The organism is Candidatus Izemoplasma sp., assembly GCF_982632705.1.
The window spans coordinates 38077-61066 of sequence record NZ_CEXEES010000003.1 but is presented as its reverse complement, the minus strand read 5'-3'; the positions used below and the strand labels follow the sequence as shown (position 1 = coordinate 61066).

The following is a 22990-nucleotide window of genomic DNA, read 5'->3' as shown; positions in this document are numbered from 1 at the left end:
TTATTGAGAAAAAGAAAGCTCCATTTAGGATTGTGATTTTAGTTGTTACATTTGGTTTACTTGGATTAGAAGCAATAAAACTTATTTATATTTCAATCGACAATGGCAGTTATCCAATGAATCACTTGCCGTTCCACTTATGTAGTTTACCTTTATATCTATTTCCAATATTAGCATTTGCGAAAAATCCAAAGGTGATTCAATTCGTTTTACCAGCTGCATATGCAACTGTATTATTTGGTGGTTTGATTGCTTTACTTTATCCTTCAAATATTATAGGTGGAGAGTTAACTTGGACATTATCAAAAGATAATTTCTTACCATATTTAAGCTTTGTATATCATGGTTTAATGATTTTTGGACCGGTATATATATTAAGAAGTGGATTTTATAGAATCAAACTTATAAAAATTAAAGAAGCATTTATAGTTACATTTATATTTATGGTTATGGCTATGATTGTGAATATGATTTTCAAACAAGATTATATGCTTTTACGTGAAGGTACTGGTTCACCATTCAAATTTATATTAGACATTAGTCCTATATTATACACAATTGTTATGGTCTTAGTCGGATTCTTGGTAGTATTCATATTCCATGGCATTACTTGTTTGTTAGTGAAAAACGATGAACAGGAGTAAATCACTAGCAATTACTGTTGGTATTTATGTTATTGGTATTATTCTATTCTTTATATCTACAAATGCAATGATTGAGCAAGGTGAAACTTTATTGGTTTCGACGTTGATTGGTGATATTGTATTTACACTATTCATATTTATGTTTAGTATCGTACTAAACAACTCTAGTTTATATGATCCATATTGGAGCATTGTGCCTCCGATTATACTTTATGTTTGGATATCAAGCTTATCTAGTTTTAATTTAGAGACAAGTGTATTATTCTTTGGTGTTTTCTTTTGGGCATTTAGACTTACTAGGAATTGGTGGATTGATTTTAAAGGATTTACACATGAAGATTTCAGATATGTTGGATTCAGGAACCAATTTGGAAAACTGTACTGGATAGTTAGTTTTTTTGGTATTCATCTATTTCCAACAATGATTGTATTCATTAGTATTTATCCTGCATATGTTTTATTGATGAATGGTGTTATATATGGAGTATATCTTTATATTGGAGTAGTGATTATGCTGTTTGCAGCAATGATACAGTTCTTCAGTGATATGCAGAGAAGAGCATTCAAAAAGTACAACTCAAACAGTTCTATCAGTTCTGGATTATGGAAGTATTCTAGACATCCTAATTATTTTGGAGAGGTTCTCTTCTGGGTTGGAGTTTATGTTTCAAGTTTAGCTGCTGGTTTCTATCTAAGCGCATTAATAGGAGTGGTAGGAATGTTGATATTATTTAATTTCTATAGTGTCCCTGCGATGGAGAAAAAGCTTCTAAGCAATAAACCAGATTATCAAGAAGTAATGAATACAGTACCAAGATTTTTTATTAGAAAAAAATAGCGCATTTTGCGCTTTTTTTATGGACATATATGACGCTTGTTAAAACAATAAAAACCAAGTATAATAATAAGGACAATGTGAAGGAGTGAAAGTAATGAATGGTTACGATAAAAACATAGAAGAAGTATTAGAAACATTTCACGTTGATAGATCAACCGGATTATCAACAGAGCAAGTTATTGAGCAAAGAGAAAAATATGGTGAGAATCATCTTGAAGAAAAAGGTGGAGAAACCTTATTGCATATGATAGTTGGAGAATTAACACAATTCTTAAATATATTATTGATAGTAGCAGCAATTATTAGCATTATAGCAAGTGGGCATTTAACAGATGGTTTATTTATTATTGCGATTGTTGTTTTAAATGTAAGCTTAAGTGTGTTTCAAGAAAGAAAAGCGACTAGTGCAGTTGCAGCATTAAAAGATATGAGTGCTCCAAGTGCTAAGGTTCTTAGAAATGGACAACTAGAAAACATAGACTCAAAAGAACTGGTACCTGGTGATATTATTCTTATTGAAGCTGGAGATTATATTCCTGCGGATATTAGATTGATTGAGACAATTAATCTAAAAATTGATGAATCTGCTTTAACTGGAGAGTCTATTCCAGTTGACAAAGATTGTAGATTAGAACTAAAAAAGCAAACTCCAATTGGAGATAGACTAAATATGGGGTATATGTCAACGATAGTAACATATGGTCGTGGATATGGTGTAGTAAGCCATACAGGTATGGAGACTGAAATTGGAAATATCGCATCATTATTGAATGAAGTGGACGATGAAATGACTCCTCTACAAAAGAAAATTGACAAGCTGGGTAAACTACTTGGTACGATAAGTATTGTTGTTGTTGTGATGATATTTGGTGTTGGACTTCTATGGGGATTTGATATACTAGATTTATTCCTTATAAGTGTTAGTTTAGCTGTTGCTGCAATTCCTGAAGGATTGCCTACTGTAATAACGGTGGTATTAGCTCTTGGGATGAGAAAGATGGCAAATAAGAATGCCATTGTGAAAGAATTAAGCGCAGTAGAGACTTTAGGCTCTACAACAGTTATATCTTCAGATAAAACTGGGACATTGACACAAAATAAAATGGTTGTAACTAGATTGTTTGACAATAATAAAATCATTGAAGTTACAGGTACAGGTTACAATTTCGATGGCGAGATAATAGGTGAAAGCGGAAATATAGATAAACTTATTCAAATAGGAGTACTATGTAATGATTCTTCTATTACAAAAGATTCATTGATTGGTGATCCTACAGAGTTGGCATTGGTTACATTGGCAGCAAAAAATAAAATGCTACAAAATAAAATGAATAAAGATTTTCCAAGAGTAGATGAATTTCCATTTGATAGTGATCGTAAGCTTATGTCTACACTTCACACCATCAATTCAGAAAAACATTTACTAACCAAAGGTGCACCAGATCAATTACTTAAAGCGTGTAAGTATTATTTACTAGATGGTGAAGTTCACAACATGGATGACAAATTCGTTAAAACGATTGAACTTGCTAATCAAGGTATGGCAAGAAATGCTCTAAGAGTACTTGGGTTTGCCTATAAGAAATTAGATGAGTATGGAGAATTGAAAGACGAAGAAACAGATCTGATATTTACTGGTCTAGTTGGTATAATTGATCCACCAAGAGAAGAAGTAAAAGAGGCAATTAAGATCTGTCATAAAGCAGGAATGCGTGTTGTTATGATCACAGGTGATCATAAGATTACTGCAACTGCAATAGGTAAAGAATTAGGAATATTAAAAGACGGAGAAAATGCATTATCAGGGGAAGAGCTTAATGATTTAAGTTACCCTGAATTGCTTGATATGGTAAAAATAACCAATGTATTTGCAAGAGTTTCTCCAAATCATAAAGTTATGATTGTTAAAGCACTTCAAGAAACTGGTGAGATTACTAGTATGACTGGTGATGGTGTCAATGATGCACCTGCCTTAAAGCAAGCAAACATAGGTGTTGCGATGGGAATCACTGGTACAGATGTTTCCAAAGAAGCAGCAAACATGGTCTTAATGGATGATAACTTTACTACAATTGTTGAAGCAGTAGAAGAAGGTAGAGTTATATTTAGTAATATAAGGAAATTCGTTGGGTATTTAGTATCTTGTAATGTTGGGGAAGTATTACTTATATTTGTAGCAATGTTGTTTGGGATGGGTAGTCCACTTATTCCAATTCAAATATTATGGATAAATTTAGTAACAGATAGTTTCCCTGCATTTGCACTTGGTCTTGAACAAAAAGAAGAGGGTATCATGGATAATCCTCCGATAGATCCAAAAGCAAATATTGTTGATAAAAAGATGGGGATTGCAATTGGATTCCAATCAGTGTTCTTAGCTGGTGCAGTATTACTTTCATTCTATATTGGGAACTACATTGTAAGTCCAAATACAGTGTTTGGTACGGTAACAGATATCGGTACTACATTTGCATTTATAACTATTATTACAGGTGAACTACTTCGTACTTATAGTGCTAGATCAGAACACCTAACAATATTTAAAATGAAAATATTTGAGAACAAGTTAATTAACTATTCTACGATATTTGGATTTGCATTATTGGCAGTAGTGTTATTTGTCCCTGGAGTAAACACATTATTCCATACAAACGTTTCAATTGAACCTCTTCATTATTTACTAGCATTCGGACTTGGTTTCATACCATTATTCGGTGGTGAACTTGCAAAAATGTTTAAATAAAAAGTCATATTCTTATGACTTTTTTTATTATAATTTGCAAATGTATTGTTTGTGTACAAACTATTTGATATAATAGCATTGATTAGGAGTGATAACATGTTTTGGAACATACTAAAATGGATTAAAAAAAATCTAATAATATCTATATTGATTGCAATGTCATTAGGAGTTTTGATTGGGGCGAATATCGATCTCTCATTTCTTAGTGTAACTATCTTACCACTAACGTTTGTACTTGTTTATCCAATGATGGTTACATTGAATCTAGGGTCTATCTTTGGGAAAATGAATGTGAAGTTGCAAGTTACGACACAAATCATTAATTTCATTATATTTCCATTAATTACATTTGGATTGGGTCTGTTGTTCTTTAGAGAAGAACCTTTTCTAAGATTAGGATTATTGATTATCGGGCTATTACCAACTTCGGGTATGACAATAAGTTGGACAGTTATGGCAAAAGGAAATGTAAATGCCGCAATTAAAATGGTTGTGATTGGATTATTGATGGGTGCAGTTTTATCTCCGTTATACATTACATTATTTTTAGGTGAAGCAGTTAATGTACCTATGCTAAAAATATTTATTCAAATAATTGTAGTGATTTTGTTACCACTTATCGCAGCATATCTAACACAAATAATTTTAAAGAGAAGATATACTGAAGAGGTATTTAACACAAAGATTAAACCTAAGTTTCCACTTGTAAGTATACTTGGTGTTGTTTTGATCATATTTGTGGCTATGAGCTTGAAAGCCGATAAGTTGATTCAGAATCCAGCAATATTGATAGATATCTTAGTACCACTTATTCTGATGTATATTTCATTTGTTGTTGTGTCACTCGGAATAGCAAAATTATTTTTCAATAGAGAAGATGGTATTGCATTATCAAATGGAACGCTTGTTAGAAGTTTAAGTGTTGCACTGGCAATTGCACTTAGTGCATTTAAGTCATTCGAAATCACATTGCTTATTGCACTTGCTTATACTCTACAAGTTCAAATTGCAGCTTGGAATGTTAGATTAGCAGAGAAACTTTATAAGAAATAAATTGCTTAACATATAAAAAAAGGACTCATAAGAGTCCTTTTATTTTTTGTCTCCAAATACTTTATTCCAGTCAGACATGAATGCTTCGATCCCTTTATCAGTTAACGGATGAACCATTGCTTTCTTTAAAACTGTATAAGGCACTGTAGCGATATGAGCACCTACTAAAGCACTATCTGCTAATTGCTTAGGTGATCTAATTGATGCTGATATAATTTCTGTATCAAAATCGTAAATATCGAATATTTCTCTTATATCACTTACAACTTCAATCCCATCATGTAGGGTATCTTCTAATCTACCTACAAATGGTGATACATAAGTTGCACCTGCAGTTGCAGCTAGTAACGCTTGATTGGCACTAAATATAAGCGTTACATTCGTTTTAATTCCTAGTTTTGTTAATTCTGAAGTCGCTTTTAGTCCGGCTTGAGTTAAAGGGATTTTAACAACCATATTAGGATGTATTTTACTAATCTCAATTCCTTCTTTTATCATACCATCTGATTCTAAACTTATTACTTCACCACTAATAGGACCGTCAACAATAGAAGTTATTTCTTTGATTACTTCATTGAAATCTCTTCCTTCTTTTGCGATCAATGTTGGATTTGTAGTAACTCCTGCGATGATTCCTAATTCAGCCATTTCTTTAATATGTTCTACATTTGCTGTATCGATAAATAATTTCATAAAATCCTCCTAGATTTCTTCGATTTCTTCTTCAATTTCTGTAATGAATTCTACAGGTGTTGCTTCACCCGGTTCGTCTGCGAGTATTGTTGGAAATAGTATTCCGTTAAGATGATCAATCTCATGTTGTAGTACTATTGATACAAATCCTTTTACTTTGAATTCAATTGGTGCTAGTTCCTCAGTATCTGGATTATAAGCATGAGCTCTAATTGTTATTTTTTTATGTCTTAAAACAAGTCCTTCAACGTCTCTATCGACACTTAAACATCCTTCACCACCTGGTAAATATTGTTTTTGTACACTATGTGAAATTATTCTAGGATTCACTAGAATCATTTTATATAATTTCTCATTTTTTTCATCCATTGTCAGGATAGCAATCATTTGCTTAGAAATATTGATTTGTGGTGCAGCTAAACCAACACCTGGTCTTAATTCATATTCCTCTGATATCTCAGGGATTTGTGAATTAACTAAGAACTCCATCATTAGTTTTAATGTTTCTTTATCTTCTGCTGATAATGGTAATTCAACTTTTTTTGCTTTTAATAATAATGTCTCGTGACCTTCACGGATTATGTCTTTCATTGTAAGCATAATATCACCTCAAATACATTATATCACTAACCTAACATATATAAAAATGAAAGAAGTCAGTATTTATGTGAAAGTAAAACGTTTTCAGTGCTAGTAAATTAGTTTACTATTGCTACAAACTCACGTATAATAAATATGACATTAAAACGGAGGTATATATTTTATGAATAAAATTAGAAAAATCGGTATCATAACTGGTGGTGGGGACTGCTCGGGATTAAATGCTGTAATTAACGGTATAACAAAAGCTGCTGTTAAGAAATACGGTGTTGAAGTAGTAGGATTTACTAAGGGATATCACGGACTAATCAGTAATACACATAGACCTCTTGGTTTAAAATCTGTATCAGGGATTATGCATGAAGGTGGAACAATCTTGAAATCTTCAAATAAAGATAATCTATTTAATTACAGAAGTGTAAAACAAGACGGTACAATTGAATACAAAGACGTAAGTGACGAAGCAGTAAAAAACATGAAAAGACTAGGTGTTGACGCATTGATAGTAATTGGTGGAGACGGTACTTTAACTAGTGCTAGAGATTTCTATAGAAAAGGTGTTCCAGTTGTTGGAGTACCAAAAACTATTGATAATGACTTACCAGCTACAGATGTGACATTCGGATACAATACATCTTTAGAAACAATCACTGATGCATTAGATAAAATCCATACAACTGCATTCTCTCATGATAGAGTAATGGTTGTTGAAGTAATGGGACGTAATAGTGGTTGGTTAGCTTTAGAAGGTGGATTAGCAGGTTCTGCTGATGTTATCTTATTACCTGAGATTCCTTATGACATAAACGCTGTAGTTGAAAAAGTACGTGAGCGTGATGCATTTGGTAGAAACTTTACTATCATTGTTGTTAGTGAAGGAGCAAAAGAACAAGGTGGAGAACAAACAATTAGAGAATTAGTTGAAGACTCTGCAGATAGTGTACGTTTTGGAGGGGTTGGGCAAGTAATTACCAATCAACTTCAAAAATTAATTCCAGAACATGAAGTTCGTTATACGAATTTAGCATATATTCAACGTGGAGGAATTACTAGCCAGTTTGATAGAGCATTAGGATTATTATTCGGTGTGAACGCTGTTGATTTATTAATGAACGGTGGAGCTGGAAGAATGGTCCAATTAAAAGGACGTAAGATAACTTCAATCCCATTAGAAGAAGTAGTTGGTGGGGGAGCAGTTGGAGAAACATCAAAAGGTGGAGGAAAAACAGTAGATCCAGAAGGACAATACGTACAAGCAGCTAAAGCGATTGGTATTTCATTCGGAGAACTGTAATGTATACTTACCCAATTGATTTTGAACTATTTAACCAAGAAGAAGTAGTAATTATAATTGAATTTTTATCATTAATAGAAGACATCAACGAAAAACAGAAGATTGATAAGGGCTTGGTACTAAAAAAGTACAATGTATATCGTAAGATTGTAAACAGTGTATCTTTAGAGAAAAAAATTGACAGGGATTTTTTGAAAGTATCAGGTTACTCAATATACAACACTATTAAGAAATTGCAATAGGAAAGACCTAACAAGGTCTTTTTTATTGTGTTATACTTAAAATGAGGTGATATAATGATTACTCCATATAGTAAAACAAGTACAATAGAGTTTTGGACAGATCCATATATCAGCAAGAAGTTGCTAGAAGCTCATTTGGATCAAAATAATAATCTAGCATCAAGATTACCAAAAACAATTAAAAAAACATGTGATTTCATAGAAACTCTAGTTGGTAAGCAATCCAAAATCGCAGACTTTGGATGTGGGCCAGGATTATATACAAATATTCTTGATACTAAAGGATATGAGGTTTATGGAATAGATATATCTAAAAACTCAATTGAGTATGCGAAGAAACGAAATACAAAGATTAATTATCAAGTGTTGGATTATACCAAAGATCATTTAAAAACTAAGGTCGATTTCATTCAAATGATTTATTGTGATTTTGGTGCACTATCCCCTTATGCTCAAGTCCACACTTTAAAGAATATATCTGAGTCTCTTAAGGATAATGGATTATTCTTGTTCGATGTAATGAGTGACCACTTCTTTGAAGGTCAGTCAGAATCATATTCAAGGAGAAGTGAGGTAAACGGCTTTTTTATAGAAGGAAAAGCAGATATATTGGAACAAACAGTATTGTATGACCAATTGAGATTAGTAATGAGACACATTGTAATTGATGGAAAATCAAAAAAAGAGTTCTTTAATTACGATAAGTGTTATAATATAAAAGAAATGGATGTATTACTAAAAGATAACAACTTCGAAATCATGGAAGTATTTAGTGATACCATGGGAAATAAAGATTTTGCCGAATCGGAAACTCTTTGCTTCTTATGTAGGAGAATAAAATGAGACTAGATAGATTTTTAAGTAATTTAAAATACGGAAGCAGAAAAGATGTTTCTAAAGCAATTAAAAAGGGATACTGTATAGTAAATGAAGAAGTAAACAAAGACCCATCAATCAAAATAGATCCTATGAAGGACAAAGTTGTTTTTGATGACAATGAAGTGTATTACAATGATTCAGTATTGTTGAAACTTCATAAGCCAAAAGGATATGTTAGTGCAAATCATGATAAACTGCATAAAACCATTTTTGATTTAATTAGTGAACCATACTCTAGATTTGATCTTCATATTGCTGGAAGATTAGACATAGATACAGAAGGTTTAATACTTTTAACAAATAAGGGTTCATTACTACATAATATTATTTCACCAAACAAGAATATTTTTAAGAAGTATCTTGTTGAGGTAGAAAAGACGTTTGATATCAATAAACTATTAGAACCAATGGAATTATTGGATGGGAAAGATTTTCCATATACTCCACACCCACCAATGGTTGAGGCAATTGATGAAAAATCATTCTTCTTATCAATCAAAGAAGGAAAATTCCATCAAGTAAAAAGAATGGTTGAACATTGTGGAAGTGAAGTTACCTATCTTAAAAGAGTATCAATTGGAGATATAGAACTTGGTGATCTTGAAGTTAGAAGATATGAAGAAGTAGATGAAAATAAAAAAAGACTATTTGAATAGTCTTTTTATTTTAACTCATTTATTATTTCAATTAGCTTACCAACTGCATATTTAACTTCATCAAATGATGTTTGAATACCGATAGAGAACCTAAGGGAAGCATCAATATAATTTTTTGGAACATTTATCGCTTGAAGAACATGAGATGCTTCGATGCTTTCACTATCACAAGCACTTCCTGTAGAAACATAGATTCCATTTTTGTTAAGGTAGTATGTGATATCACTTCCATCTAAGTCTTTGAAACTCAGGTTAAGATTTCCTGGAAGTCTATCAATTCCAATTGGAGGACCATTTAGAATGTATTCAATCTTTGCGTTATCTAGTTCTTTTAAGAAATAGTTTGCGTATTTATTAAGTGATTCCTCGTACATTCCTAATTGATTTACACCAATCTCTAATGCTTTTGTAATACCTATTATATATGGTACATTTTCAGTACCAGCACGATGGTCTTGTTCTTGCTGACCACCATGTATAAGGTTTTCTATTTTTGTACCTTTTTTAATGTACAACATCCCTATACCCTTAGGTGCTTGAAACTTGTGTCCACTGAAACTGACAAGGTCTGCGTTCAACTCAGTTAGGTCTAGGTCTTTATGACATGCAACTTGAACAGCATCTACATGAAGATATGTTGAAGCTTCAGAACAAATATCAGCGATTTCTGACATATTTTGAATTGTACCAATCTCATTGTTTGCCATTAAGATAGAAACCACCAAGGTATTATCATTAACTAATTCTTTTAGTTGCTCTATGTTGATGAAACCTTCATTATCTACATCTAAATAATGGATAATGTATCCCATTTTTTCTAAGAATTCAACTGTGTGAAGTGTTGCGTGGTGTTCTACTTTTGTAGTGATTATCTCACCTTTTATATTGTTACTAAAAGCAAGACCTTTCAATGCCCAGTTTATCGATTCAGAACCACAACTTGTAAAGTGGATCTCCCTATGATTACAATGCAATAAACTCGCAATAGTTTTGCGAGATGTATTTATTACTTTTCGATTGCTTATTCCTTTGTTGTGAAGGCTTGAAGGATTACCATATTCCTTTTTGAAATAAGGTTTCATTGCTTCATAGACCTCTTTGCTAACATTAGTAGTTGATGCGTTGTCTAAATAGACCTTCATCAAAATCACCCCAATAACTCTATAGTTAAATCCTTTATATTACCTAGTTTTAAATTTGCGTATAACTTGTAATTATCGCCCATGCTTAATCTTGTAGTCTTTTCTAGAACATCCAATAATTTATCTGCGAAATCTTTTACAACGTATGATTGATGGATAATACATGGATCATCATCATCAAACAATTCTATACTTCTTTGAATTATGTATTCATGTTTTAAAGGCAGATCTTGCAGTTTACCACTGTAAACAACATCTTCACCATTTCTAATTATTACTTTTTGTTTCATACTTCATCACCTATCCGAATAATCTAAATGCGTAAAATACTGCTATCGCTAAGAATAGTAATGCATTAAATAGTTTTATAATATGTAAATGTTCTCTAATCCAATTGCTGACACCCATTATACTTTCGCTTTTTATTGCAAAAATTGCGATTACAATCATAGGTAGAACGAACATTAAGTTATATGCAAACAGGGCAATATATCCATAAAAAGATTTAAAGTATCTTACACCATCTAGGATACCCAAGTATATTTGACCGGTACATAAAAATTCAGTTAAACTCATTACCAAACCTAACACAAATGTAAGTCCAATAACTCTAAGTAAGTTTCCTTTTTCACCTTCTGTATTCATTGCTTTTGCGAAGGTTCCCATAATTCTTCTATTCATTCTTTTGATCCATTTTGGTAGTTGATTTTTCACTTTACCATACTCTTCTTTTTTACTGACAATAAAATCATACATATTGGCTATAAAGAATATACTAACGAGGATAAATATAACCCAGGATACAATCTCTGCTAGTCCAGAAGATTGAGAGAATTTCTCAAGGACACTTAATACTCCAACACCAATTAAGAAATAGGTTAAGAACATTGTAGTTATATATGTAATACTTACAGCGATTAAAACACGTTTGTTTTCTGTGAATCCAACCAATGATATAAACATTAACAACAACGCTATCGCACAAGGATTAAATCCATCTAAGAACCCTGCACCTAATACACCAAGAAATCCAAAGAATCCCTGAATATTTTGCCAGTTTTCTCCAGCTGTTACATTTACTTCTAATAAATCCATTTTTGCTTTTTCAAATAATTCGTTTGTTTCACCATCGAATGCTTCAATAATTTCGTGATCATAAAAATATTGATCACCAGCATACATTATTGGTGTAAATCTCTTTTCACTTGGAACCTCATATCTTTCATTAAACTGAAATTGTAAGTCACCGATTGTTGGTGTATCTCCGTCAAACACAACATTATCTGGAATAATATATGCTTCTCCAACTAAATCGACATTTATATAAATAATATGAATTCCTTCATCTTTGATTTTTTTAATGTAATCATCATCTTCATTATAGTCTTGATGAGTTTTATCATACTCACCATTTTCATTATCTTCTAAGTAGAAGTTCCCACCTATTAAGGATTGACATCCCAAACAACCAGGGCTATAAAAATAAACTATAGTACCATTCTCATCTGCAGCTTGTACAGTTTCTACATTCAATATAGTTATACCGATTAAAACTGTTAAGATAATCGAGAATATTGCTGTCATTTTCTTCATCTAAATCACTCGTTTCTATATAATATCAATATAATTATAAATCTAATACATTACATAGTCAATTAAAGTAGGAAATATACTTACATTATAAAATAGTAGTCACTAATTAGAATATGGTACATTAAACTAGTTTATATGATAAACTGTTCTTAAAAAGAGGTGCAATAATGGAAAATAAAGTAATTTGCGAATGCTTCAACGTATCAACAAATGACATTAAGAATGCAATCAAAAGTGGGATCAAAACATTTAAGGACTTACAAGACAAAACTAATATCGGGACTGAATGTCCTCCCTGTACTGAAAATAGTGAGAAAATATTTATTGAATTACTAAATGAGACTAGTAAATAGTCTTTTTTCTTGCTTAAAAAACACAACTTCCTTATACTGTATATAGGTGATAATATGAATCTAGAATTATTGAATAAGACATATGATTTGGTAGACGAGATAAAGAATCTACCAATATATATAAGAATGATTGAACTGAACAAGCAAATGAAAGAATCAAAAAGTATTTCTACCCTTGTAGATGTATTCAATAGAGTGAAAACTAAATACGATGAGGTTTCAAAATATGGGAAACATCATCCGGATTTAAAGAAAGTTCAAATAGAGTTAAAAGATGCAAAAGAAAACTTGTATAATAATGATATAATAAAAGAGTATAAAAACTGTGAGAGACAAATTCAAAAAGTTTTAAACAATATATCAAAAGAAATCGCAAATACAATATCGCATAAAATTAAACATCCCAATGAACTGGGATTAGTTAATAAGCATTAAGGAGAGAAACTAATGTTAAAAAGAAAAAGTGTAATAGTATACTTTAGAAACCCCAAAGCACTTAAGCATATAGAGAAGGTTGGGACTATTATGTACTTCACAAAGAAAAAGAAGTACGCTGTACTTTATATGAATGAAGATGAAATCGAAGATAAAATTAAGCAATTAAAAGAAATAAAACTAGTTAGAAAAATTGAAGAATCAATGTTAGATACAGAAGAGTATCAGCTAGAATTATAATGTACAGTAAAATTACTTGACACGACATATTAAGAGTGATATACTCAATTAGGTTAATAACTTTAGGAGGTAACAAATTATGGCAGTAAAATTAAGATTACAAAGATACGGTTCGAAAAAACGTCCTTTCTATAGATTAGTGGCAGCTGATTCAAGACAAAAAAGAGATGGTAGATACTTAGAAATTATCGGTACTTACAATCCAACTACTGAACCAGCAGAAGTCAAAATCAATGTAGAAAAAGCAAGCAAATGGTTATCAGAAGGTGCTAAACCAACTGATACAGTTAAAAACTTATTCAAAACAGCCGGAATCAACAAAAAAGAAAACTAAGTGGCAATCATGGCAGTTAATTATGAGAAACTAATTACAGATCTTGTGAAGCCATTAGTTGTAAATCCTGATGATTTATCAGTTGAAAAATTTTCAGAAGATGCAGAAATGCTTACTATCCAAATTATGGTAAACCAAGAAGATCTTGGAAGAGTAATAGGAAAGAACGGACGAATAGCTAACGCTATTAGAACAATCGCATATGCGAGCGCTTCAAGAGAAGGTAAGAAAATTACAATAAATATTGATTCATTTTAAAAAAAAGACCAATTCTGGTCTTTTTTTGTTTATCTAGATATAAGACATATATGACGTAAATCCGTATTTAATTATATTGGTATTTGTAGTATAATTTATCTAGGAGGTGGACGGATGAAAAACATTTTACCTAATGGCTTGAAAATAGAGATAAGAGAACCTATTATTAAAGATGCTTCACAACTACTCAAATACTTCGAAAAAGTGAATAAGGAATCAAAAAACTTGACTAGAGAACCACACGAGTTCACAATGACAATCGAACAAGAAGAGAACTTTATACAAAGAGTACTAAAAAGCAATGATGAATCAATGTTTTTAGTCTTTCACAATGACCTTTTAATAGCTACTGCGGGAATACATGGTAGTTCATTGAGTAGATTAAAACATAAAGTATCTTTTGGTATCTCAGTATTACAAGATTACAACAACATGGGTATAGGATCTTTCCTAATGAAAGAAATAATTATAAAAGCAAAACTATTGAAGAAACATAAAATAGAATTAGAAGTACGTGATGATAACCCAGGTGCAATACATCTATATGAGAAATATGGATTCAAAACAGAAGGCATAAGAAAAGATGGTTTCTTTGTTGATGACAAATATATAGATTTACGACAAATGGGATTACTTTTGGAGGAATAAAATGAATACATTAGAAATAAAAAATATCACTAAGACATTTAAACTAAGTAAGAAACAAAGAAAACTAGAAAAAACTGATGCAAAATCAAAGATTGCGGTAAACGATTTGTCATTTACTGCATATCCTGGTGAGATTTTCGGTTTACTTGGTCCTAATGGGGCAGGAAAAACTACATGCTTACGAATCATTTCAACACTTATTAAACCTGATGAAGGTGATGTTTTTGTTGGTGGAAGTAGTGTAGTAGATGAAAGCTTTGATGTAAGAGGTAAAATAGGGTTTCTAACAAGTGAATTGAAACTTGAAGACCACTTTACACCAAACTATTTATTCACATACTTTGGTAGATTACACGGAATTGAAGATGATGAAATAGAGAGAAGAAGACAATCATTGTTTTCTCGCTTTGGCATTGATAAATTCCAAGAAGTAAAAGTCGGAGATTTATCAACAGGTATGAAACAAAAAACTAGTATCGCTATTAGTTTAGTTCATGATCCAAAATTCGTCATATTTGATGAACCAACAAATGGTCTAGATGTGTTAACTGCACGTTCAGTAACAGACTATTTATTGAGTTTGAAAGATCAGGGGAAAACAGTTATCCTATCAACGCATATTTTAAGCGTTGTTGAAAAGTTATGTGATAGAGTTGGAATCATTATAAATGGGCAAATGAAAGTGTGCGATGAATTAAATACAGTATTATCAGAAAATAAAGAAGAGAACTTAGAAGAGTTATTCTTTAAGTTGATTCAAGATGAAGAACTTAGAGGTGAATTATAATGAAGAATATTCTAACAATATTCAAAAAAGAGTTTTATAGAGTAATGAGTGACAAAAGGTTAATCTTTACTACAATTTTACTACCTGGATTAGCTATATATTTAATGTACACAGCAATGGGTGGTGCAATCAATAATAATTCAGACGAAATGGACAGTCATAAAATGATTGTTTATACTGAAAACATGCCACAGGATTTCAGATTATATATGAATCAGGAAATACTTGCAAACCCTGAAATGCACGATATAGGAGACACAGATATTGATAGCGTGATGTCAATGCTAAAAGAAGGCGATATTGATTTGGTTATTCTTTTTGATGAAGACTTCATGACAACCTTGAATGATTATGAAAATCCAATATATACATTACCGAATTTGGATGTGTATTTTAATCCTGGAGAGCGTTATAGTGAACACTCGCTAGGACAGTTCTACGGATATTTAAATAGCTTCTTTCATGCTCAGGCAACAGACCCTGATCGTTATGGAGAGCCTTATGATATAGCGACATTTAATGCATCAAATGATGGATTACCATTTGTTGTTCAATATGAAAACAAAGGGATCGGACAAGGATTAAGTATGTTACTACCTATGCTTATTATTATGTTTTTATTTAGTGGTGCAATGAGTATTGGACCAGATAGTATAGCTGGTGAAAAAGAACGTGGTACTATCGCAACACTGTTAGTTACACCTGTTAAAAGAAGTGAAATTGCTATTGGTAAAGTAATGAGTTTAAGCGTTATATCATTGATGAGTGCCATATCAAGTTTTATTGGTATTATCTTATCGTTACCGAAACTTCTTGGAGGACAACTAGAAGGAAATACTCCTGTTTATAGTATTTATTCTATAAATGAATATTTAATGCTTCTAGGTATAATATTTGTAACAGTACTTGTCATTGTTGGATTAATAAGTGTTATAAGTGCATATGCTAAAACAATAAAAGAAGCATCTACTCTAATCTTACCGTTCTACTTTATAAGTGTGATGATCGGTATCTCTACAATGTTTAGTGGAGAAGGAAGCACGGATTTGATAACGTATTTGATTCCTGTATATAGTAGTGTTAATATGATTATTGCAATTTTATCATTTGAAGTGGTTGGAATACATTTCTTATTAACAATCATTTCTAGTTTGGTTTATGTTAGTATATTTATATACATCTTAAATCGCTTGTTCCAAAGTGAAACAATAATGTTTAGTAAATAGGTGAGAATATGGAAAAAATCAAAATTGGTGTAGTAGCAAATACACACGGACTAAAAGGTACTTTAAAGGTAAAATCATTCACAGACTTTAAAAATGAACGATATAAAAAAGGTAATACCCTTTATATCTATTTTAAGGATGAATATATTAAAGTTACCGTAAAGAATTTCAGATCAGTAAAAACAGTAGAACACATTGATTTTGAAGAATTCAATCATATAAATGAAGTTGAAAAATACAAAGGGTCAGGCTTATTCATGACCAGTGATCAAAAACACGAATTACCAGATGATGAGTTTTACTTTGATGAGTTGATTGGAATGGAAGTATATTCAGATAAACTTGAAGGTGTTGTATTTGAAGTAAGAGAATTACCTCAAGGTGAAATGCTTGTTGTTAGAAGAGAGCATAAAAAACAAGCCCTAGTTCCTTTTTTAAAACACTTCATTAAAGAAGTAGATAAAGAAAACAGAAAAATTTACATCCATGAAATGGAGGGATTGTTATGAGGATAGATGTTCTAACCTTATTTCCAAACATGTTTCATGGGTTCATAACAGAATCAATAATGGCAAGAGCTATTAAAAATGAATTGGTTGAAATCAATGTTATTGATTTCAGAGAATTCACTGATTCAAAACATAAAAAAGTAGATGATTATCCATACGGTGGTGGAGCAGGAATGGTGCTTAGTGTTCAGCCTGTTTACTCTGCTTTAACGGCAATAGATGGATATCAAGATGCTTTAAAAATAATCGTTTCTCCTCAAGGAGAAACGTTTGCACAGAAAAAAGCATATGAGTTATCTAATCAAAATCACATCATAATTCTTTGTGGACATTATGAAGGTTATGATGAAAGAATTAGAGATTATTTTGATTGGGAAGTTAGTATAGGAGATTATGTATTAACTGGTGGAGAACTTGCCGCAATGGTTTTAATAGATAGTATAACTCGTGTTATACCAGATGTTATCAGTAAAGATGAATCTCATATCAACGACTCATTTAATAATGATTTATTAGAACATCCCCATTACACAAGACCACGTGAATTTATGGGAAAAGAAGTTCCTGAAGTCTTAGTAAACGGGCATCATAAATTAATTGACGAGTGGAGATTAAACCAATCTCTTAAAAAAACCAAAGAAGTACGTCCAGACTTATATAAGAAATATAAGGAGGGGAAAAATGAATAAGTATATTAGTATTTTAAAAGAAAACTTAATTATCATTATACCCACAGTAATCGTAGTATCAACATTGATTGGATTCTTGATTTTTGGATTTTTGAAACCTTCGACTACAGCTGTCATCCAAGAAGATTACATTTTGGATATTCAAGAAGTTTTAGAAGATGAGTTTTTATTAGAGTATTCAGCAGGAATATATGATGAAGAACATCCATTCTTTGTTTTGAATCCATATCAAATATCACCTTTATCAGGATTGATTTTATTTGAAACTGATGAAGTTGAATCTTTTATAATAGTTGTGAATGGTAAGGAAATCGAAGGTAATATTGAGTTTGCGAGTATTGCGACAAGATCTCATAAGATTCCAGTCTATGGTCTATATGCAAACTATGAAAATAAAGTAGAGATTTATGAGAATATATTAGGTGAAAAAGGAATCCTTGTTTCTGAATTAATGATTCAAACATCTCCACTTAAAGAAGAATCAAATAGAAGTATAACTCTAGAAACAACAAGTGAATATTTTTCAGATGATATTATGATTCTAATGCCTGCTACACAGAGTTTACCAATTGGTATTGATTATAATGGAGATATCAGATGGACACTTACCGAAAACTTTAGCTGGGCACCAGTACTACTTGAAAACGGGCATTTGTTATTAGGTAGTGATAGATTGATGAGTGATCCATATTATGTCACAAGCCTTTATGAGATAGACTACTTAGGTAAAATATATAAAGAATACAAAATACCTGGCGGATATCACCATGATGTAGTAGAACTACCAAACAATAACTTACTTGTACTTACAAATGAATTTGAAGGTACAGTTGAAGATATGATTATAGAAATTAATCATACCACAGGCGAAATAGTAAACACCTGGGATTTAAAACATTTTTTAGATCAAACACAGGGTATGTCTCAAATGTGGACATCTTACGATTGGTTCCATAATAATTCAATTGATTATGATGAAACTACCAATTCAATTATTTTGTCAGGTAGACATCAAGATATCGTTGTAAGTATCAGTCTTACAACGAATAGGATTAACTATATAATTGGAGACCCGAATAACTGGTCTCAAGCATTAGTAGATAATTTCTTTTTAACACCAATCGGAGAAAACTTCGAATGGCAATACGCGCAACATGGAGCGATATATACAGAAGAAGGAATTTTCATTTTTGACAATGGAAATAACAAATCGAAATTCAGTGAAAACTATGTAAATGCTGAAGATTCATATAGTAGAGGAGTTATGTATGTTGTTGATGGTTTCGGAATGACAATTGAACAGACATTTCAATTTGGTAAAGAACTGGGATCAAATTTCTATTCACCATACATCTCGAATGTACAATACTTAGGACCAAACAATTATATGATTCATAGTGGAGGACATAGTGAAGTAAATAGTGAAACGTTGAACGTTCCTGCGCCATTATATAATGGTGATGGTGTAGTAAGAATGTACTCAAATACCTATGAGGTTGAATCAGGGATTGTGAAGTACCACTTAGAGATAGATGATAACTATTATCAAGCTCTACACACATCTTTGTATACAGAAGCAACAACGTATTATACAGGTACTCCTGTTTCATTTGGAGAACTTGCAGAAACACCTAAAAACTATGATGAACTAAGCTTGAATTTTAATTTCTTGGAAACTGTACCTTTAAAATTTAATATATCATTTGTTAAACAAAAAGATCGTTTAGTTGTAAATGGAACATTTGATAGAAATGATGAGATATACATCGTATTAAGAAATAATATTGATTTCCAATACCAAATACCAACTTCAAACACTGCTTATACAGCAATGTGTTTGGGTACATTTATTGGAGATAGTCGAGAACTAACTTATTATATAAATGAAACAAACTTAGAAGGAGAATATGAAATTTATCTAGTTGTGAACAATGTCGAATATAATACGTATCAGCACGTTACATTTGATTAAAATAACTATTGATTTCTATGTATTCCTATGCTATAATTACAAACGCTGTAAAGCTTAAACACACTTTGCTCCGCTTTGGAGAATCCTTATGAGCAATAGTTAATTAAAAGGAGTTGATATCATGTCTCAGCAATTACTAAGAGATCTAACTCAATCATATCAAAAACCTGATGTTCCTCAATTTAGAGCTGGAGATACTGTTAAAGTATCTGTAAAAATTAAAGAGGGTAACAGAGAAAGAATCCAGGGATTTGAAGGGTTAGTTATCAAAAGACAAGGTGGAGGAATTAGTGAAACTTTCACAGTTAGAAAAGTGTCTTACGGAATCGGAATTGAAAGAACATTCCCAATCCATTCACCATTAGTAGAAAAAGTCGATGTACTTAGAAGAGGTAAAGTTCGTAGAGCTAGATTATTCTATATCAGAGGGTTATCTGCTAAACAATCTCGTATCAAAGAGCGTAGATAATAAAAGACACCTATTAGGTGTCTTTTTTCTATACTGAAAACAATGCATAAACCAATGAAATTATTACTATTTTACTCAATATAATCATTTATAATATGCACATTGCACAAAACTATGAAAACTTTTCATTAATATGAGTTAATATATTGAAAACATTTTCATATATGTTATAATCAATATGATGAAAGAAGGTGCTTTTTTATGAGTAAAGCGACTATTTATGATGTAGCTGGGGCAGCTAGAGTTTCTTTAGCAACTGTATCAAGAGCAATTAATAATCCAGAAAAAGTAAAACCAGAAACGAGAGAAAGAGTACTAAAAGTTATAGAGGAATTAGGATACAAACCAAATGCATTTGCAAAAGGATTGGCATCTAGAAAAAGTACAACTGTTGCAGTTGTAGTTCCTGATATGACACGTGCTAGTATCGCAGAAATGATGAACGGTATCGCAGATATCGCAAGAGTATATAAGTATTCAATATTACTTTATATTTTAGAGAGTGAAGATGCTTCAGAAGAAGATATCTTAAGAGAAATCATTGCAGCGCAAGTTGATGGTATTTTATATTTGAATGATGAAATTACAGAGCCACAATATGATTTCTTAAAAACAATTAAGAATACATATCAAATTCCAGTAGTGTTAACTAATACATTCTATCCAGAAGATAACGAGATACCAAGTGTATCTATCGATTATGAGAGAGCTGGATATGAAATCACGAAGAAATTAATAGAAGAAGGTAGAAAAAATATTTATATGGTTTCTACTGTAAGAAAATATATGGTTAATGATCTAAAAGAAGCTGGATACTTAAGAGCAGTTGAAGAGGCAAAACTTCCATCTAAAATCATGAGAACTAGTGGACGTATATCGATTAACACAGAGCACTTCAACGAATACTTCAAAGATAACGAAGTTGACGGAGTAATCGCAGTTAGAGATAGTATTGCAATTTCATTTATGAATGTTGCATTTGAAAATGAAGTTAGTATTCCTAAAGATGTTGGTGTAGCAGGGTTCCAAAATACGAAGTACGCTAGATTAGCTAGACCACAATTATCTTGTGTTGATGTTCCTATCTATGATTTGGGAGCTGTTGGAATGAGATTACTAACAAAACTAATGAATAAAGAACAAGTTGATGAGAAAATTGTAAAACTTCCTCATTCGATAGTATTAAGAAAAACAACACTATAAGCGTTGATTAAGAGAGAATATAATAAAACATTGTAGAGACTTAGTGGTTGGTGAAAACTAAGATGTGGTTTATATTTATACACTTATGAGCTTCTATATGCAAAGTATGGACGGTGATTCCGTTACAATCATTAAGTGCTAGAGAAATCTAGAATTAAGGTGGTACCGCGAATGATGTTCGTCCTTTTGTTAGGACGAGCATCTTTTTTATTATAATAAGGAGTGATAAAATGAATTTATTACAAGAATTGAAGTGGAGAGACCTGTTATACGATATAACAGATCCAGAATTAGAGAACGTATTTGAAAATGAAAAACTTACATTTTATGTAGGGGCAGACCCTACCGCAGATAGTCTACATGTTGGGCACCTAATTTCATACTTGGTATCAAAGAGACTTATGGATAAAGGACATGTTCCAATACTAGTAATTGGTGGTGGAACAGGACTAATTGGAGACCCAAGTGGAAGAAGTAGTGAAAGGCAACTGTTAACTCTAGATAAATCTATGGAAAACGCTTCTGCAATTACAAAGCAAGTTAAGAACATATTACCAACAGCAACAGTTGTAAATAACTACGATTGGATAAAAGAATATGATGTAATAACATTCCTAAGAGACTTAGGGAAACATTTCAACATAAATCATATGATCCAAAAAGATAGCGTAAAGTCTAGAATGGATAACGGAATCAGCTTTACGGAGTTCAGTTATCAAATCATTCAATCATTAGATTTTATGGAACTTTATAAACGAAATAATTGTAAATTACAAATAGGTGGTCAAGACCAATGGGGTAATATCACTGCAGGGTTAGAACTGATTAGAAAAACACAAGGTGAAGGTGCAAAAGCATTTGGATTTACATGGCCTTTATTAACAAAAGCAGATGGAACTAAGTTTGGTAAATCAGCTGGTGGGGCAGTATGGTTAGATAAAAAAAGAACTTCAGTATATGAGTTCTACCAATACTGGATAAATACGCCAGACAAAGATGCTGTAAGCTTCCTTAAGAAGTTTACGTTTAAATCAGTTGAAGAAACAAAATCAATTATAGAAGAGTTTGAAGCAGCACCACATAAACGTTTAGCACAACAAAAAATCGCTGAAGAGTTAACTGTTCTTGTTCATGGACAAGAAGCGTACGATAGTGCTGTAAAGATTTCAAAGGCATTATTTAGTGGCGATATCCAAAGTTTAAATAAACAAGAAGTTGTTGATGGATTTAAAGGTGTCCCAAGTATAACTGTAACGGATGATATGTTATTGGTTGATCTTGTTATTGAGGCGAAACTTGCATCAAGTAAACGTGAGAGTCGAGAGTTTATCAAGAATAATGCAATAAGTGTTAACGGACAAAAAGTAAATGATTTTGAGTTTATGGTCAAGAAAGATAATGCATTATATAATGAGTTCACTGTATTAAGAAGAGGTAAAAAGAAATACGCAATGGTTAAACATTAGGAATAGAACTCTATTTATATAAAA

The 22990-nt window shown here is 31.7% G+C and carries 27 protein-coding genes and 1 other annotated feature; of the genes, 22 read left to right on the top strand and 5 right to left on the bottom strand.

Going from position 1 to position 22990, the window contains the following annotated elements; genetic code table 11:
* From AC2LE6_RS00965 to AC2LE6_RS00950, 4 genes are all read left to right on the top strand, one after another.
* Nucleotides 1–644: TMEM164 family acyltransferase (locus tag AC2LE6_RS00965; RefSeq protein WP_484477363.1), on the top strand; the 644-nt coding region annotated here is incomplete at its 5' end.
* On the top strand, nt 631–1482 hold the full coding sequence (locus AC2LE6_RS00960; RefSeq protein ID WP_484477362.1) for a DUF1295 domain-containing protein: 852 nt from the start codon (nt 631–633) through the stop codon (nt 1480–1482). The genes AC2LE6_RS00965 and AC2LE6_RS00960, both read left to right, overlap by 14 nt.
* A gap of 94 nt (nt 1483–1576) precedes the next feature.
* Nucleotides 1577–4225, top strand: coding sequence for a cation-translocating P-type ATPase (locus AC2LE6_RS00955; protein WP_484477361.1), 2649 nt, complete (start codon nt 1577–1579; stop codon nt 4223–4225).
* A gap of 96 nt (nt 4226–4321) precedes the next feature.
* Nucleotides 4322–5278, top strand: a complete 957-nt coding sequence (locus AC2LE6_RS00950) for an arsenic resistance protein (protein ID WP_484477360.1) — start codon at nt 4322–4324, stop codon at nt 5276–5278.
* Nucleotides 5279–5317: 39 nt separating this feature from the next.
* Here AC2LE6_RS00950 and fsa read toward each other — a convergent pair whose 3' ends face one another.
* Both fsa and def read right to left on the bottom strand, forming a co-directional pair.
* Nucleotides 5318–5971, bottom strand: coding sequence for a fructose-6-phosphate aldolase (gene fsa, locus AC2LE6_RS00945; RefSeq protein WP_484477359.1), 654 nt, complete (start codon nt 5969–5971; stop codon nt 5318–5320).
* Between the two features lie 9 nt (nt 5972–5980).
* Nucleotides 5981–6571, bottom strand: coding sequence for a peptide deformylase (def, locus tag AC2LE6_RS00940; RefSeq protein ID WP_484477358.1), 591 nt, complete (start codon nt 6569–6571; stop codon nt 5981–5983).
* Between the two features lie 163 nt (nt 6572–6734).
* Here def and AC2LE6_RS00935 point away from each other — a divergent pair, with 163 nt between their 5' ends.
* From AC2LE6_RS00935 to AC2LE6_RS00920, 4 genes are read left to right on the top strand one after another with little or no spacing between them, the layout of a single operon-like run.
* Entirely contained in the window at nt 6735–7865 is a 1131-nt protein-coding gene (locus AC2LE6_RS00935; RefSeq protein WP_484477357.1) for a 6-phosphofructokinase, read from the top strand.
* Nucleotides 7865–8107 carry a UPF0223 family protein gene (locus tag AC2LE6_RS00930; RefSeq protein WP_484477356.1) on the top strand — a complete coding sequence of 81 codons (243 nt, stop codon included), beginning with the start codon at nt 7865–7867 and terminating at the stop codon, nt 8105–8107. The genes AC2LE6_RS00935 and AC2LE6_RS00930 overlap by 1 nt, the downstream gene beginning before the upstream one ends.
* A 54-nt stretch (nt 8108–8161) precedes the next feature.
* A complete protein-coding gene (locus AC2LE6_RS00925; protein WP_484477355.1) occupies nt 8162–8950 on the top strand; it encodes a class I SAM-dependent DNA methyltransferase in 789 nt (262 codons plus the stop codon).
* Complete coding sequence (locus tag AC2LE6_RS00920; RefSeq protein WP_484477354.1) at nt 8947–9642, top strand: pseudouridine synthase; 696 nt, start codon at nt 8947–8949, stop codon at nt 9640–9642. Before AC2LE6_RS00925 ends, AC2LE6_RS00920 begins: the two co-directional genes overlap by 4 nt.
* Before the next feature lie 5 nt (nt 9643–9647).
* Here the strand turns inward: AC2LE6_RS00920 and AC2LE6_RS00915 are convergent, their stop codons facing one another.
* The 3 genes from AC2LE6_RS00915 to AC2LE6_RS00905 are packed head-to-tail and all read right to left on the bottom strand — an operon-like array spanning nt 9648 to nt 12377.
* On the bottom strand, nt 9648–10784 hold the full coding sequence (locus tag AC2LE6_RS00915) for a cysteine desulfurase family protein (RefSeq protein WP_484477353.1): 1137 nt from the start codon (nt 10782–10784) through the stop codon (nt 9648–9650).
* A gap of 5 nt (nt 10785–10789) precedes the next feature.
* Nucleotides 10790–11074, bottom strand: a complete 285-nt coding sequence (locus AC2LE6_RS00910; protein WP_484477352.1) for a hypothetical protein — start codon at nt 11072–11074, stop codon at nt 10790–10792.
* A gap of 10 nt (nt 11075–11084) precedes the next feature.
* Nucleotides 11085–12377, bottom strand: a complete 1293-nt coding sequence (locus AC2LE6_RS00905) for a cytochrome c biogenesis CcdA family protein (RefSeq protein ID WP_484477351.1) — start codon at nt 12375–12377, stop codon at nt 11085–11087.
* Nucleotides 12378–12544: 167 nt separating this feature from the next.
* Here AC2LE6_RS00905 and AC2LE6_RS00900 point away from each other — a divergent pair, with 167 nt between their 5' ends.
* The 14 genes from AC2LE6_RS00900 to tyrS all read left to right on the top strand — a co-directional run bounded on the left by AC2LE6_RS00900 (nt 12545) and on the right by tyrS (nt 22966).
* The gene (locus AC2LE6_RS00900) at nt 12545–12730 is read left to right on the top strand and encodes a (2Fe-2S)-binding protein (protein ID WP_484477350.1); all 186 of its coding nucleotides are present in this window, start codon (nt 12545–12547) and stop codon (nt 12728–12730) included.
* Between the two features lie 54 nt (nt 12731–12784).
* Complete coding sequence (locus AC2LE6_RS00895; protein ID WP_484477349.1) at nt 12785–13165, top strand: YlbF/YmcA family competence regulator; 381 nt, start codon at nt 12785–12787, stop codon at nt 13163–13165.
* Between the two features lie 12 nt (nt 13166–13177).
* Nucleotides 13178–13405 (top strand): DUF2129 domain-containing protein, encoded by a 228-nt coding sequence (locus AC2LE6_RS00890; protein WP_484477348.1) that lies wholly within the window; start codon nt 13178–13180, stop codon nt 13403–13405.
* A 79-nt stretch (nt 13406–13484) separates the two neighbouring features.
* The gene (gene rpsP, locus AC2LE6_RS00885) at nt 13485–13739 is read left to right on the top strand and encodes a 30S ribosomal protein S16 (protein ID WP_484477347.1); all 255 of its coding nucleotides are present in this window, start codon (nt 13485–13487) and stop codon (nt 13737–13739) included.
* A gap of 9 nt (nt 13740–13748) precedes the next feature.
* Nucleotides 13749–13997: a KH domain-containing protein gene (locus AC2LE6_RS00880; protein ID WP_484477346.1), complete on the top strand. Its 249-nt coding sequence runs from the start codon at nt 13749–13751 to the stop codon at nt 13995–13997.
* 114 nt (nt 13998–14111) lie between these two features.
* Entirely contained in the window at nt 14112–14645 is a 534-nt protein-coding gene (locus AC2LE6_RS00875; RefSeq protein ID WP_484477345.1) for a GNAT family N-acetyltransferase, read from the top strand.
* A 1-nt stretch (nt 14646) separates the two neighbouring features.
* Nucleotides 14647–15432 carry an ABC transporter ATP-binding protein gene (locus AC2LE6_RS00870; protein ID WP_484477344.1) on the top strand — a complete coding sequence of 262 codons (786 nt, stop codon included), beginning with the start codon at nt 14647–14649 and terminating at the stop codon, nt 15430–15432.
* Nucleotides 15432–16658 (top strand): ABC transporter permease, encoded by a 1227-nt coding sequence (locus tag AC2LE6_RS00865; protein ID WP_484477343.1) that lies wholly within the window; start codon nt 15432–15434, stop codon nt 16656–16658. The genes AC2LE6_RS00870 and AC2LE6_RS00865 overlap by 1 nt, the downstream gene beginning before the upstream one ends.
* A gap of 8 nt (nt 16659–16666) precedes the next feature.
* Nucleotides 16667–17167 carry a ribosome maturation factor RimM gene (gene rimM / locus AC2LE6_RS00860; RefSeq protein ID WP_484477342.1) on the top strand — a complete coding sequence of 167 codons (501 nt, stop codon included), beginning with the start codon at nt 16667–16669 and terminating at the stop codon, nt 17165–17167.
* Nucleotides 17164–17856, top strand: coding sequence for a tRNA (guanosine(37)-N1)-methyltransferase TrmD (gene trmD, locus AC2LE6_RS00855; RefSeq protein ID WP_484477341.1), 693 nt, complete (start codon nt 17164–17166; stop codon nt 17854–17856). The genes rimM and trmD overlap by 4 nt, the downstream gene beginning before the upstream one ends.
* On the top strand, nt 17849–19828 hold the full coding sequence (locus AC2LE6_RS00850) for an aryl-sulfate sulfotransferase (protein WP_484477340.1): 1980 nt from the start codon (nt 17849–17851) through the stop codon (nt 19826–19828). The genes trmD and AC2LE6_RS00850 overlap by 8 nt, the downstream gene beginning before the upstream one ends.
* A 121-nt stretch (nt 19829–19949) precedes the next feature.
* Nucleotides 19950–20297, top strand: a complete 348-nt coding sequence (gene rplS / locus AC2LE6_RS00845) for a 50S ribosomal protein L19 (RefSeq protein ID WP_484477339.1) — start codon at nt 19950–19952, stop codon at nt 20295–20297.
* Nucleotides 20298–20498: 201 nt separating this feature from the next.
* A complete protein-coding gene (locus AC2LE6_RS00840; protein WP_484477338.1) occupies nt 20499–21500 on the top strand; it encodes a LacI family DNA-binding transcriptional regulator in 1002 nt (333 codons plus the stop codon).
* Nucleotides 21495–21689: a binding site (T-box leader), on the top strand. It overlaps the preceding gene by 6 nt.
* Before the next feature lie 41 nt (nt 21690–21730).
* Complete coding sequence (gene tyrS, locus AC2LE6_RS00835; protein WP_484477337.1) at nt 21731–22966, top strand: tyrosine--tRNA ligase; 1236 nt, start codon at nt 21731–21733, stop codon at nt 22964–22966.
* Nucleotides 22967–22990: the final 24 nt, after the last annotated feature.